Here is a 14,018-nt window from a genome sequence, read left to right as displayed (position 1 = left end):
TATGATTACATTTTAATTCCTTGTGGTCGTCTCTCTTCTTCTGATTGGTTCTCATTCTGATTGGCATTCTCTACTTCCTGAGCCGTTTTCTCATTGGTACTCTTTTCATGAGAAGCACCGATATTGAGAATATCTGCATATAGAGTGGCTGCTAAATGGCGTTTATACTCATTCTTGTCTTCTGCAATCCACATGCGTTGCCATTGTTGTGGCGTAACACTGCGTGGTGCAACCTTCTCACCATTGATGGATGCAGCACAGAAGATGCCGTCCTTCGTCTTGTATATGGCAATGCGTTCAATCTTATTCAGATCGGTATCTTGAGCACTACTTCCAAAGAGGTCCACCTTTAATTCGGGATGCGTCTCTGACAGAGCGTAATATTTGTTGGCCAATTCAGAACGAATGTTTCCCAAGTTATTCATTGATTGTTTCAAAGTGGTGAAAAAGAGGTTCAAATCCGCTTTATCAGGATATATCGAGAAGCCATCTTTACCTTCAGGCTTGATATATAACGTCCATCTGCATTTGTCATCCTGAAGCATTTGTATCTGGTCGAAACGAACTTCATTAGCCTTCTTGACTGCGTATGTGGCGTCAAGGGTTGAAAGGTATTCCAATGCCCAATTATTGAGTCGGGCTTCTGAAATCTCCTTATTGGCAAAGTAAGAGTCATCCGGACGGTAGCCAAAGGCTCCATCGGGATTGTAGAACCTCACATTCTCAATTCCACTGAGTTTAAGTTCTCGTTCTATGCGAGCCTTACTCATGCCTTTAACTTCCACATCAGGCTCCAAGGATGCTCCTTGAGGGAGGATCACATCGGCTTGCTTGGAGCCAATATCTTTGACAATGACGACAATACGATTATCTGAATTAGGTCTGCTCTTTATCTCATCTGCTATTGTATAATGCTTTGGAAGCTGATCACGCATTTGTTCCGTTTCCTTTGCATTACGATAGGTGGCATATTCAATCTTTTCGCCTTTCTCTGCTCTACGAATAACCTCAAGAGAGTTGTTTACATCACCCTCTATAGCAGAGAGCAAATTAGGGTCTTCTTTGAGTTCTCGATTCCAGAACTCAACCATCTTCATGCCTTCTGTAGATAGCCTGGCAGGAAGTCCCAATTCCAACATTTTAATACCTGAAGCAATCTCGACAACTAATTGTTCTCTTTTTACAGAGTCCTCAGATGGAGCAACACCATTTTTCATGACCATACCTTCACGTGCCAGTCTCTGCTGGTGTCCAGTTGCTGATATGATTTGTCGTAATGTCTCTTGCACATAGTCATGGTAATGGTCAAATCCTCTCTGAATAGGGACATATACTGCATCTTTGGAAGAATCGTAGTAAGATTTTCCACTTCCATTACTTCGAACAGGTACAAGATTCTCTCTCATTTTAAGAAGAAAATCATTGAATCTGATTCTCAAATAGCGTTCATCATTGGCCGTAACTTGACGATGGTGAATGCTTCCATCCTTCAAGATGGCACTCTCATAACCATCCCGATCAACGTAGGGAAGTATGGTCTGGTCAATGTTGAAGAGGGTTCTGATTTCTCGGTTATGAACGCCCTTAAATTGCCTCTGTTCTTCAGGTGCCAATTTGAGATAATCACTTCGGGAGATAATCTGCTCAGGATTATTGCGGTTCACGTACTTATTCCAGTTATAGAAAAGGAAAGGTACACCTTTCTCGTTTTCTCTTACTGAAGCACCACGTGCTTTAGCTTCGTTGTATAGAGTGAAAAGGTTACTTTTACACCCATTCTTGTCAGAATGAAGTGCCATCAACAAGGCATTGTGGGGATTGACGGCTACACCTTGAGGGTAAAACTTTGGATATTTCTTACCCGTGGCATTCAACCAATATCCACCGGCATTCAATGCAGTATTAAACGCATCACTCAGCAGCTCTATTTGTCTGCTTGCTGAAGCTTTTTCCGAATTGGTAAGTTCTTTCATATCGATATTGATTTATTGTATACCTCTAACTCTGGTGATTGTCTCTCTCTGTTCCTGTTCATAGTTCTGTGAAGCCATTCGTTGCATCTGGTCACTCTTTGCCAAAACAGCATTTGCCAATGTATTCAATGGTAAGGCTCCCGACCTATAGGCATCAATGACTGAGCTTGGAAGCTGTATCGTACAAGGTATGTTGTCGATAGTGGCAATCAAGCTATGTCCTTGTAGGACTGGACCACTGATTCTGCTATTTAAAGGCTCATCCTCATATTTTCGATACTGCACCTGATTGGCATTTCTGACATTCGGATTATCCCAACCTTCATTCTGCTTGTTCTGCAAGGCTTCATGTCCGACCTTATTGACTAAGTTCATGCCTCCGAGTCCAATCAGCAATGTCTTCAGTAATGGATTCCTCACAAACATTCCTGCAAGGATACTTGCTACAGGAAGAAGGCTGTTGCTTAAATTCAATGATTTGGTCTTGCCAGTAAACAGACCAACAATCATATCGGGAAGCATGGCAAAGACATAACCGAGATTATGGCTCACATCCTTAAAATTATCAAGCCCTACAGTACTTAGCAATCCTGACCAACCCTTGGTGTTCGTCTGTTGTGGAGTACTTACATTCTCATTTGCTTCCTCTATAACTTGTTCGTCATTCTGAACCTCTTCCTTGGTAACAATAGGAGAGGGTTCTTCTACCTCGATAATTTCTGTTTGTTCAGTCTTCTTTTTCTCTTGAAGAGACTGAAGGTACGCTTTCTCATGCCCTGGAGCTATGACAAGTGGGACATTGGATCGTGATTCTTGACTGTTAGAATTTTCATTCCATTTCCAGATGTGCTGCTGAGGATCTATCCAATGGCTGAAGCTGTAATCAGGTATGTATAGTGGATTGCTCAACTGCTTGTTTGTATTGGCAATGTATTCACTCTCGTTTATAGTGAGTCTCCTTGCTTCTTCACGGAATCCATCGAACACATTCTTGTCGCTATTGAATACACCTTTGCTAATACATTCTTCGACAGAAACTGCCTCTTTTTCATCGTTCCCTCTGTTTGCTACTGCTGTGATAGCAAGGTCAATTCCTACAAACTTGGCAAGACTGGTCCATGAACCTGCACCACCCATAGAAACAGCATCAACTACAGCTCCAACTGTATAACCAGCACCCTTTTCAAGATTACTTGGGTTATAAGCTGCTTCGCCACGTTTATCAATCTCATGATCCAAAGGTGACTTTTTTAAAACTTGATTCAGACCGAAAATAGATGATTCAGCAGCTTTACGGATGATATATTCAGAAGAAGACTGGGGCGTCCTCTCTTTAACCAGTTTGTCTATCATCTTTTGCTCAAACCGATTCTCAATAAAAGCGTTGGCCAAATCTGTACCGATAGCTTCAGACAACTCATCATAACGTTCCAAGCCAACTTCGTCTATCACGGTATTACGCCATTCGTCAGCAATGAAAGTCAAGTCGTGCTGAATCTTATCTGATTCCACAATCCGCTCCCTACACATGGCTATATAGTCTTCAGTATTCTTGGAGTTCCACTCTCCAGTGACCTTCAAGGTATCATAGGGTGTGGACATCGGCATATGGGCAGAAGCCATGCTACTGAGTATGCCAGCAGCACTGGTTGAATACTCTCGCATCTCTTCTCCTTGCTTTTGAACAAGATACGCTCTTGTCTCTTTCATAATAGGAGCAATGTGCTGATGAAAATACTTGTCCATCAACACTTCCAGTTCTGCAAAACGACTTATTTGGTTGCTAACGCTCATCTTCTAAATGTTCAATTGTTGTAATAACTGCTCTTTGGTTTGTTCTATGGCATGGTGGTAGACTTCCATCTGTTTCGGGAAGTATTCCTCCAACCACAAGTCTTTATCAATGCGGTTCTGTATGAACTGGATTGCTTGTTGCCGTTCAATCTCTACAGAACATTCTCCTTCATCCCGATTGTTGAACCAAGCCTTTGTCCACCATCTTACACCTGCACGGTCAGGATAGACAGAGACGAGTCTTGGTATATCAAATGTTTGGATATCGATATCCAATTCTGCCAGTGGGTCAACAATTCCACTACTTACTGTTGCTTCGGCATAAAGTTTTTTTTTACTACTTCATCCATCGTGGATAGGTAGACATTATGCCGTAATGCCAGGTAGTTCAAGAAATCACCGATAAGCAGATTCTGAACTTTGACGGCAATAGGCATAGCTCTGTTTCCTAACCCCATCGGATTGGACATGCTTGGGACTGATTCAAAGAAATAGTTCTTCGAAGAGGCTACAGAGAAGATGTTTCTTAGAGATTGCTCTGTGTGTTCTGGTAATGCATATTCACCACAATGAAGGTCTTGCATGTAGATGGGGAAATATTGCATCAAAAGTTCCTCTATTTCCTGTTTGTCCTTCTCATACTTGGTTGGCCCCATATCAAAAGTCATGAACTCAACTCTTCCATTGTGTCGGGATTCTTCCAATGCCTTAATGTTACCATAGAGCATAGTGAGAAATTCGATAGGATTGAGTTCCTGACCATTGAACTTGACTTCCATATGCAGGGAGTCGCCACTCATGGCTACAATATCACCAGCCTTAACCCTTTGACCGAAATGGGCGAATATAGAAGCCAACTTTGAATATGTGACCTCATAGTTACCATAGCGGATAGTCTGATACACACCTTTGTTTCGCTCATTGCCGACACTCGTTACAATACCAGTAGCTACGGCAGACAATAGATAATTCTTGGCTTTGAAATCAATGCCATGATTGAAGTAAGTTTCGTTTGAGTCTTCTTTCTTTTGATTGCCGTAACCAAACAACATTTCTACTTCCTTGCCTTTCTGTTCTTCGAAGGGCATACAGTAACCACTTGAAGAATACAAGATCATCTCTTCTGTATATTTCATAATCCTAATATTTATCGTTTCATGCCTCTAGATTGTGTTTCTTCAGGCTCGACATTACGTTCTGTGCCTTTGTCTCTTGCAATCACTTGGTTCATATTGGAGTTGTTGCCAATTAACATCAAGGCTAGCATTGTTCCTGCAAGCTTACCCAAGAAGCCACCTCTGCCAAAAACCAAATAAGCAGCAGCTACTAGTCCAGCCAGACTTAGTCCTGAAACATTGCCTTTACCTAGGTTGCTGAAGAAATTCTTGAACATATCGATACCATTACCACTGAAGAGACCCTGAAAGAAGTTGGTCATGCCACTCCATTTTGAATTCATGTCTCCCATAGCAGTGTTCATCGTTTCGATTGCCTCTCCAGCCTTTTCCTTCAATGCTTTAACATCACTAGCTGTTTCTGCTATTGCGTCCGATGCATCAGAGCCTACAACGGCATCACTAACGATGCGTACAACACTTTTGTCCGTGGTCAGCTTTTCCCAACCGACATAACCTACTGCTCCACCTATGGCTGCTGTTTTGACTGCTTGCCCTGCACCTCTCAGCGTTCTACTAGGTTGTAGCAGGGCTTGACCAGCAGAACGCCCTGTGGCTTTTACTGCTTGGCCACCATATTTCAATAATGAACTCCAAAAACTCATATCTATAAATTTTATGGTCTTACATTTCTACCTATCTGTTTCCACCGTCTTTTAGCATCCTCAATAATCTGTGTCTTGTCGGCCATTGGGCGTGTACCTTCACTGATTTCCAGCCACACATCATTCATGGAGGTGTATTTAACCGCTATGGTGAGCCGTTTGAGCTTCTTGTTCATCACCTGAAGCTTGGGACGTATATTGAAGACTATCTCCAAACGTTGCTGTTCGGTCATCTTATTCTTGCTCAAACAGACCGTCCGAATATCATTGACAATCTCCACGCTGTTCAGGATAACTTCCCGATAGATTTTGTTCCTGTTCGTGGAGAGTGCAACAGCCAATGCGTTGGTAGTATTCTTTTCTAATTGCTGTATCAGTCCACCCATGTTCTCGGTAAGCAGCGTTATCTCGTGATAAAAACCGTATATCTGTGCTGCATAACAAAGAATCGAACGAAAAGAGTCAAGGTAGGTATTGAACTCCCTCTGCAAGTCGGCTGTTGCTTCAACTTCTTCCTTTGTCCAAAGATGTCCGGTGGTTTGCATCATCATAGCCAGCTCCTGATTCTTGAGGGTCTTTTCTGCCTTTTCGGTATAGAGAAGTATCATACCTGCTAGAACTGGGTCATTCTGTGCCTTTATGCTATTGATGCTGAGTAACAACATCATGACTAAAATCACTCTCTTCATAAGCTATCAATTCCTTGAATACATGGCTGCTCTTCTCCAACGGTCCAAAGCTCTGTTAGCAATCATTCCATTGTTCTTATTTATCATACCTTCAGTGGCATTATCCCATACATCCATTAATGTGTAGTATCTGATACTGAGGTATAACATATTCAACTTGTCAGAAAAGCAGGCAAGACGGTCATTCAATGCCCAGAGGGTCTTTGAACGCTCTGCTCCATTTAACATGTTGTCCGTTCCTCCTTTAGCCACTGCATCATTGAGCATCGTGAAAACTGAAATCAGCTCTGTTGCTGTCTCAATATAGAGATTGTTCATGCTCATGGTTGCGACGATACCCTGTGGGTTATTCTGTATGGCTTTTCTAACTGGAAAATATAAAGTCACTTGACCCACTATTATAAAAATCACCTGACCCACCTTTATAACCGAAACTGACCCACTTAGATTATAATAAAAATTGACCCTATAGAATTACCACATTTCAGTCTTGTTTTTGTACTTTAAAAAGCATTTTAACCCGGTATCATTAACCGAATAAAAATTTTAAAGAATGAAAATAAGAATCAAGCACATACTGCGGTGCTACCAGTCAGGAATGAGTATCCGTAGTATCAGTTCTTCTCTTCTGATTTCACGTAATACAGTAAACGGTATATCCGAATATACGAGGATATGGGTATAGAGCTGGAACGCCTGTTGAAAATGGACGAGCATCATCTGCATGAACTTTTCGGTACGGAGACTGACAACGAATCAACAGGATCTGCAGAGTATAAGTATCTTCAAGAACATATACCTGAGTACATTAAACGACTTAAATCCCGTGGAACAACAAGAAGGTCCTTGTATGAGGAGTATCTGAGAAACCGTCCCCAAGGTTACAGTTATTGTTCATTCTGCCTGTATCTCAGACGTGAAAGGGAGGTAAAAATACCGGTTGGACGCATAGATCATATAGCTGGTGATCAGATGTATGTGGATTTTGCCGGTGACAAACTTTATATTTCAGACAGGAATACGGGTGATAAGGTTCCCGTAGAAGTCTTTGCTGCGATACTTCCATGCAGTCAGATTACTTATTACGAGGCTGTACCATCGCAAAAGAAAGAATATCTTATCCAGGCATGTGAAAATGCTTTCCATTATTTTGGAGGTGTACCAAATGCCATAGTTCCCGACAACCTCAAATCTGCCGTAACAAGGCCCGGTGGAATAGAGCCTGTAATAAATGATGACTTTGCGGCATTTGCAGACCATTATGGTTGTGTTGTCTTTCCGGCAAGAGTGCGCAAACCCAAAGACAAGGCTTTGGTTGAAAATGCTGTAAGACTGCTTTACAGGGAGGTATATTCAAAGATGACAGGATTGAAATTCAATGATATTGAAGCCTTGAACATAGAAATAATGAAACATACTGACGCATTGAACAGCCGAAAGATGTACAACCGCAGCTACAGCCGTAGGGAGCGTTTCCTCGAGGTCGAGAAAGACAGGCTACATATATTGCCGGCAACAAGATTTATATCAAAAAACCGGAAAACGGCAACTGTCATGAAAAACAGTTATGTATCGCTTAACAATCACTATTACAGTGTTCCTAAAGAGTATATAGGCGATGCTGTAGAATTACTGTATGATGGGGACACAGTGGAGATATATCATAAATTCAGACACATAACGACACATCGCAGGGATGATACACCTTTCACTTATTCAGAAAAACCTTCCCATAAACTTCCCGGAGTACTACATGAATACAGAATCAGAATGGATGATATATACCGCAAGGCACGTGAAATAGACCCGGTAGTGGAAGAGTATATAAAGTTGGTGGCTGTTGCCAAAAAATATCCTGTTCAGGCTATACGTTCAGCTGATGGTATATTATGTCTTGTGGAACGTTTCGGACACGACAGAGTGGTTCTTGCATGCCAGATAGCAATGGAATCCTGCATGTTCGGGTTCAACGAACTTGAAAGCCTTCTGGTAAACAGGGAAGATGAAAAGTATCATATACAAATGGAGGGGCTTGCTCCTGAACTTACCCCTAAACACAGAAATCTCAGAGGTAAGGATTATTTTAACTCTAAAAATATGGATAAAAATGACAAGTAATAATAAAACAAACAGAACTGTCGGAAAAAATATGGACAGAATAATGGAGTTACTCTCCAAATTACGTTTTTACGGTATGCTTGAAACATACAGGAATGACTGCAGGACAACATCCTCTGATGGTATGACAAACGATGAGTTCCTGAAATGGCTTCTTGAAAGCGAGTATGATTACAGACGCAATGTAAGCATTGAGCGACTGATAAGATCTGCAAACTTCAGATATAAGGCATATATGGAAAAAATAGACTATACAATAAAACGGAACCTTGACCGGAACCAGCTCGAGAGACTTGCTTCTCTTGATTTTATAAGAGACGGACAGAATATTTTTATCACAGGAAGCTCCGGAACAGGTAAAAGCTATATAGCTTCAGCAATAGGATATGAAGCATGCAAAAATGGAGTCAGAACTTTATACTCCAATGCGTCAAAGCTTATGGGACAGCTTAAAATGGCCAAAAACAAGGGAACTATAGAATCTGAGATGAAAAAAATTGAAAAGTGTTCACTGCTTATTTTAGACGATCTCTTTCTTATAGGACTGGATGCCAGGGAAAGGTCAATACTTATGGAAATAATAGAAGACAGACACGGAATAAAATCAATCATAATAACATCACAACTTCCAGTTGAAAGCTGGTATGATGCAATTGGAGATCCTACTTTAGCTGATGCAATCCTGGACAGAATTGTACATACGGCACACAAAATTGAACTAACGGGAGATTCTGTAAGAAAGATTAATGCTAAAAAGAAGTAGTATCTGCTATAAAGAATTATAATTGAAACTGACCCGGGTTAAAATGCATTTTTCTCTACTTAATTCTAATATTTTTTTGATGGGTCAATTTAGAGTATAATAGTGGGTCAAGTGACTTTATATTTTCCATCTAACCTTTCCCAGCGTAATGAATATGCGTACTCCATCGTTGTATAGATGAGTACATGCCTTTAGTGATGAAGCATACCCACTTGCAGTCTTCAGATAGGCATTGTACTTCTTTTCCCACTCATGCATTTTGGTAAATTCGGCTGCTATGGTATTCTGAAGAACAGCGGTCTTGGTCTGACCATTGATCTGTTTCTCAATCTCAGAGTTAAGAAGCTCATTACCCTCGGCCAAAGCCATCCATTCAAGTGGATTGGATGCCGCAATCTGGGCCTTTGCATGGGTTACGCAAAAGAGACAGATGATAATCAGTATCTTATCTATTGGTAATTTCATAAACTCCTCGTCTTTTCTTATTTGATTCAACACCTTGGCGAATAATCGAAATAATCTCCTTAGAGGCTCGTATACCTTGCATCTCCAGTCGTGGGGTTTGCCTGTCCATAGAGAAAACAGTAACAGACTTGAGCGAAAGCAACTGCTGCATAAAACTCTGATGTTCATAGAAATCTACAATTCGATAGAGTTCCATGTAATGCACTTTTCGTTGGAATATACCATATTCAAAAATCAGTTGTTCCTCACCGATATGATATCGTATTCTACGCAAATAGGCATATCTGTAGATTAACATCATGAGTAAACAGATAGATATGCCTAACACCAAACTGGATAAGGGATTACCCTCAATACCTGAATACACCAAACCCAATGGACAGAGCATCAGGTATGGAAGTTCATTAATGATGAACTGTATCGGGTTGGGGGTAATGCTTAATATGTTTCGATTACTTATTGCCATAGTATTTTTGATTATCTTTTCATTCCTCCAGTTCTTTCAATCGTCTCTTCAGTTTCAATATCTTTTGCCTTTCCATGAATCAATGCATCATTCCAGTCTTTGTATCCTGATGGTATTTGCTCTATTGCCACAGAACACCTGAATGGCAAAGCTTCACGTATGGCCTCATTAAACTGTTTGATAGCCATGATTGCTTCAGACTTGATATCTTCCAGGTCTTCTTTGCACACCAAACCACTGCTCTTTGAAGAATAATATTCAATCTCCAATGATTCAGCCTTAGCATACAAATTCCTTGCGTCCTTAGGCAGTAGCGAATAATCTCCGCTTTTTACATCCAATGGATCTTTTAGACTGTAGACATAGTCTCTCCATTCTAATTTGGGTTGATATGCAAAGTTTAAGGCGAAAATTCGTCCTGCATTATCATTATCGAAGCATAGGTGATGTTTGGCTTGGGGCGTGACACTTACCAAACCACAAAATTGATTCTCAGTAGGATTACCACCAGTTGAGACATACACGGCTTTAGTGTCAGCTCCACTTTGTCGATGAAGCTGATAATAAGCCATGGCATCGTATGCACTTTCGAACCAAAGGACTTTCATGGCATCTTCCAAAGACTTTCCCGAAAGGTTGGCTATCCACAATCCACTGGACGAATTACTGCCCTCTGCCTTTCCCTTGTATGATGTACCGTCACTCTGTGGTCTGCCTCTTTCTTCGAATCCAACAATTTTTTGTTCCTTGTCGGTTGGTAAGGTGAGTGGAAACGAAAGATTGGTATATGACTTACCATCTGGGCGATCCTTGGTTGCCAATGTAATGTGCTTGTGAAAGGCATATTGTGTATATAGGTCTATACCTCTATGTTTGAAATAGGGGTAGAATTTTTTCTGGGTTTCTCGATCTTGAGGGTTAAACAGATGCACCGTATAGTCATCCAAAGAAAATGGTTTTACTCCTGTGGTATAATTCCGATGATGTGTAGAATTATCCATTATGGGATTATTCATCAGTCGATTGCAGACTAGATTAACCAAATGGTCAGAAGATATGCCACCTCTGAACTCGGTAAACTTTTCAGGAAAAGCCTTGATGAATGAGATGACATTGTATAGTTTCTGTTCTGGAGGGCGGAAACAACAGTTGCCATTCTGAGTAACTATGAATTTGTCCCCTCGAATGCGTGTTCCATCACTTCCATAACGGACATACGAAGGATAACGCAAGCCATCTCTCTTGTTCAGAGTATAGCCTGCATCAACAAGAATATCCTTGATGGATAGACTTCGCAAGAAGTCGTCGTATGTCATTCCTTTATCCATTATCTTCCCATTCTGATTTCTCCAATCTCTTTATTCATCTCTGCCTCGAAGACTCGAGCTGCTACATCACGAGGTGTATCAACACCCGGCTTGAAATAGGGCCTCGGCCCGAAATGCGGCCCTTCATGAAAATCGGGTCTGTGGTGATGATGATTCAGCCCATGGATAATGCCTGTAGTTACAACTGCTCCAGCTGTCAATGCTCCCAAAATCTTGGCTCCTATATTACTCTTGGCTTCGGGATGCGTTTTCATATCTACCTCAGTGAAAATCTTAGAAAAGAGTTTCATTCTGTGATAATCATCCACAGCAAGGAACTTGTCATATTCTTTAGCACTGATTTCATGGCTGATAGCCTCTCCATTGATAATGGCTGTCATCTTGTACTTGCCTTCTGTTTCAGATGGATGAACCATAATATCGTCAACCTGGACCTCTCTTCCATGTGTCCCTTCCCGATACCATCCCTTGTTCTCATTGATATAGGCAAGGTCATTACCATCAATGATGGTTGCTTCGTTGTAATTGATGTCTGGAATGACATGACTTTGAACATCTGTCTGCTCTATTCCATGGAATATGGTATGTTCCTCTTCAATACGCTGTTGCAGTTCTTCGTTGACGGATGGGTGCAGAGCTATCGAGATACGCTCGTTACTATTGAGCATATTCATATCAATACCCTCTACAAAGTCGTCTTTGATAATGGCATTGATAATCTCAAGACGCTTTTCTAAAGGTTGATCCTTAATGGAGTTATTCGTAAGCGAAGCTAACTCATCGTCTTTAAGGTCATAAACCATATCGGCATTGATGCTCTCAGACTGTATGGTTAGTGTTTTAGCATCCTTGTCGATGATAACACCATGCAATGAAAGACATTCTTGCCATTTCTCATTTGAAAAATATACGTCTGAGCCAACAAGCTCCTTGTAGGGCTTGGCAGGTTCTTGGCTTCGAGGTCTTGAAACGATAGGAGTGATGACTGTCTGCAAATCCTTAAGAACATCTCGACTGGGCTGCTGAATAATTACATTCTGCCTTTGTTGTCCTTTATAATAGAAACCATAGCCTCCTGATTGTAATTCGCCAGGCTTCATACGTTTGTCCCAACGCTCTGCAACCATAGGTGCTTTTGGGTAGAAGAGTTGACCTCCAACACGTCTAAGATGAAAGCCCTCTTGATTTCTCGGTGTCCAACCTAAAAACGGGGGCGGCATTCCTATACGGCCAAATCGTCCATACTCACCGATGCCTATTCTGTAACCATGCAAACCCATTGCTACACGTCCATTGGCATTTCGGAAGTGAACGAAGTCTTTTGGCATATAAAAATCATTGCCAACGATGCTTGTGAATATATTATAGGCTTTCTTGTTGGCAGAATTGGTTCCCCAGTCTGTCAAAGACAGCATCTGCTTTTGGCTGATGTTATAGGTGAGCATAGGAGAATCATGCCCCTGCACGATTAATTGATACGCAGTGCCATTGCTGACCACATGGGCTTGCATCCCGTTTCTCATCAATAGCTGACGGAACTCAGGTTGCAGATCCATTTGTCGTGGATTGGTATTTGTTCTTATTGCCATATTGAATGGTTTTAAGCATCACCATTGGCAATACCCGTTTCAAGCTGCTCGTCCTTATAATGAACGAACTCCTTGGCTGATGCTTCACCAATGGTCAAATTGTTTTCTTCACAATACTCTTGATATTCATTTTGCCACTCCTCGGAGAAATGATTGACATAGTCTAACCATGTAAACTCACCACTCTCCAACTTGGCAATAAGTTCATCTTCAGGATAATATTTGTGTCTCATACAACTATTTATATGTTATTTGCGTAATCCGGAACTGATATTTCGCTGACCAGCCTTTTTCTGTTCATCCCATAACTCTTCTGTATAATCTTCTTCACTGATATAGTCATGGTTGCCGTCACTATCAGTAATCCAGCATCCATAACATCCGAACGTGTACTTTCCCCATTCCTTTTTGGACTGGTTCTTCCATTCGATATCGTCTCCCTCACAGATTCGTATACCTTTTTTATCAGTAAGATCTACACCGATAGTAATAGGGTCATTGCCGATAGAAAAGGTTAAAGGTTTTCCATTCTTGATACTGGTTACTTCCTGCTGTGCCAGATGGAATGCATCACTGGCTAACTTAAGGTTGTTTTCAATGAGAGATGCAGGTGCTGTAATGACTTGACGGGTTTCGGGGTCAATCTGAATATATGCCCTAGTACTTAATCCATCGGGAAGATTCACATCCGATACAATCGTTTTGCCGGCCATCAGGGATTTCTGCTCTTCAGCTCCAAACTTTTCTAAAGGAGCAGTTTTCAAGGCTGGATAAAATACTGCTTGAACCTTTCCTTCATCGGAATAAACAAATGAGAAACGAGACCTGCATGCAATTTCATCTCCATTATCGTTTTTTACCTTAATCGGTAATACTGGAGAACGAAGACCAGCTGAAAGGTCATCAAGTACATGCATAGGAAGGTCTTCAATCATCTCTCGTGTGAGACCGAATTTCTCCAATGTATCATAGGGGTATTCGGATTCATAGAATTGTACTTTCTTCATACTTTGAATAATATTTTAATTATACTTTGGCAAAGATATGAATGAA

14 protein-coding genes and 2 pseudogenes are annotated in these 14,018 nt (G+C 41.1%); 3 read left to right on the top strand and 13 right to left on the bottom strand.

Annotated features, from left to right (window positions below):
• Nucleotides 1-5 precede the first annotated feature (5 nt).
• The 7 genes and pseudogenes from ACYIAR_RS01645 to ACYIAR_RS01615 all read right to left on the bottom strand — a co-directional run.
• Entirely contained in the window at nucleotides 6-1,973 is a 1,968-nt protein-coding gene (locus tag ACYIAR_RS01645) for a zincin-like metallopeptidase domain-containing protein (RefSeq protein WP_480331710.1), read from the bottom strand.
• Between the two features lie 12 nt (nucleotides 1,974-1,985).
• Nucleotides 1,986-3,767, bottom strand: coding sequence for a hypothetical protein (locus ACYIAR_RS01640; RefSeq protein WP_480331708.1), 1,782 nt, complete (start codon nucleotides 3,765-3,767; stop codon nucleotides 1,986-1,988).
• A gap of 3 nt (nucleotides 3,768-3,770) precedes the next feature.
• Nucleotides 3,771-4,052 carry a hypothetical protein gene (locus tag ACYIAR_RS01635; RefSeq protein ID WP_074707966.1) on the bottom strand — a complete coding sequence of 94 codons (282 nt, stop codon included), beginning with the start codon at nucleotides 4,050-4,052 and terminating at the stop codon, nucleotides 3,771-3,773.
• Between the two features lie 20 nt (nucleotides 4,053-4,072).
• Nucleotides 4,073-4,903, bottom strand: coding sequence for a M23 family metallopeptidase (locus ACYIAR_RS01630; protein ID WP_480331706.1), 831 nt, complete (start codon nucleotides 4,901-4,903; stop codon nucleotides 4,073-4,075).
• Between the two features lie 11 nt (nucleotides 4,904-4,914).
• Nucleotides 4,915-5,547: a hypothetical protein gene (locus ACYIAR_RS01625; protein WP_413552138.1), complete on the bottom strand. Its 633-nt coding sequence runs from the start codon at nucleotides 5,545-5,547 to the stop codon at nucleotides 4,915-4,917.
• A gap of 11 nt (nucleotides 5,548-5,558) precedes the next feature.
• Nucleotides 5,559-6,236, bottom strand: a complete 678-nt coding sequence (locus ACYIAR_RS01620; RefSeq protein ID WP_074707974.1) for a hypothetical protein — start codon at nucleotides 6,234-6,236, stop codon at nucleotides 5,559-5,561.
• A 6-nt stretch (nucleotides 6,237-6,242) separates the two neighbouring features.
• Nucleotides 6,243-6,599 (bottom strand): annotated as a pseudogene (locus ACYIAR_RS01615) (hypothetical protein); the annotation flags it as partial.
• 190 nt (nucleotides 6,600-6,789) lie between these two features.
• Between ACYIAR_RS01615 and ACYIAR_RS01610 the strand changes: the two are divergent.
• Genes ACYIAR_RS01610 through istB form a run of 3 tightly spaced genes read left to right on the top strand, consistent with a single transcriptional unit; the run spans nucleotide 6,790 to nucleotide 9,117 of the window.
• Complete coding sequence (locus tag ACYIAR_RS01610) at nucleotides 6,790-6,921, top strand: hypothetical protein (RefSeq protein WP_480331704.1); 132 nt, start codon at nucleotides 6,790-6,792, stop codon at nucleotides 6,919-6,921.
• Nucleotides 6,912-8,354, top strand: a complete 1,443-nt coding sequence (gene istA, locus ACYIAR_RS01605) for an IS21 family transposase (protein ID WP_480331702.1) — start codon at nucleotides 6,912-6,914, stop codon at nucleotides 8,352-8,354. Before ACYIAR_RS01610 ends, istA begins: the two co-directional genes overlap by 10 nt.
• Nucleotides 8,344-9,117: an IS21-like element helper ATPase IstB gene (gene istB, locus ACYIAR_RS01600; protein ID WP_480331376.1), complete on the top strand. Its 774-nt coding sequence runs from the start codon at nucleotides 8,344-8,346 to the stop codon at nucleotides 9,115-9,117. The genes istA and istB overlap by 11 nt, the downstream gene beginning before the upstream one ends.
• A gap of 132 nt (nucleotides 9,118-9,249) precedes the next feature.
• Here the strand turns inward: istB and ACYIAR_RS01595 are convergent.
• The 6 genes and pseudogenes from ACYIAR_RS01595 to ACYIAR_RS01570 form a co-directional block, all read right to left on the bottom strand.
• A pseudogene (locus tag ACYIAR_RS01595) lies at nucleotides 9,250-9,582 on the bottom strand (hypothetical protein); the annotation flags it as partial.
• The gene (locus tag ACYIAR_RS01590) at nucleotides 9,563-10,048 is read right to left on the bottom strand and encodes a PH domain-containing protein (protein ID WP_074707979.1); all 486 of its coding nucleotides are present in this window, start codon (nucleotides 10,046-10,048) and stop codon (nucleotides 9,563-9,565) included. The pseudogene ACYIAR_RS01595 and the gene ACYIAR_RS01590, both read right to left, overlap by 20 nt.
• A gap of 11 nt (nucleotides 10,049-10,059) precedes the next feature.
• Nucleotides 10,060-11,376, bottom strand: a complete 1,317-nt coding sequence (locus ACYIAR_RS01585) for a toprim domain-containing protein (protein ID WP_480331699.1) — start codon at nucleotides 11,374-11,376, stop codon at nucleotides 10,060-10,062.
• Nucleotides 11,376-12,965, bottom strand: a complete 1,590-nt coding sequence (locus tag ACYIAR_RS01580; RefSeq protein ID WP_480331697.1) for a hypothetical protein — start codon at nucleotides 12,963-12,965, stop codon at nucleotides 11,376-11,378. Before ACYIAR_RS01580 ends, ACYIAR_RS01585 begins: the two co-directional genes overlap by 1 nt.
• Before the next feature lie 11 nt (nucleotides 12,966-12,976).
• A complete protein-coding gene (locus ACYIAR_RS01575; protein WP_074707987.1) occupies nucleotides 12,977-13,198 on the bottom strand; it encodes a hypothetical protein in 222 nt (73 codons plus the stop codon).
• Between the two features lie 15 nt (nucleotides 13,199-13,213).
• The gene (locus tag ACYIAR_RS01570) at nucleotides 13,214-13,972 is read right to left on the bottom strand and encodes a DUF4099 domain-containing protein (RefSeq protein ID WP_480331694.1); all 759 of its coding nucleotides are present in this window, start codon (nucleotides 13,970-13,972) and stop codon (nucleotides 13,214-13,216) included.
• Nucleotides 13,973-14,018 lie beyond the last annotated feature (46 nt).

This window comes from Parabacteroides sp. KHUB-01 (assembly GCF_056640935.1).
This window is presented reverse-complemented; position numbering and strand designations above follow the sequence as displayed.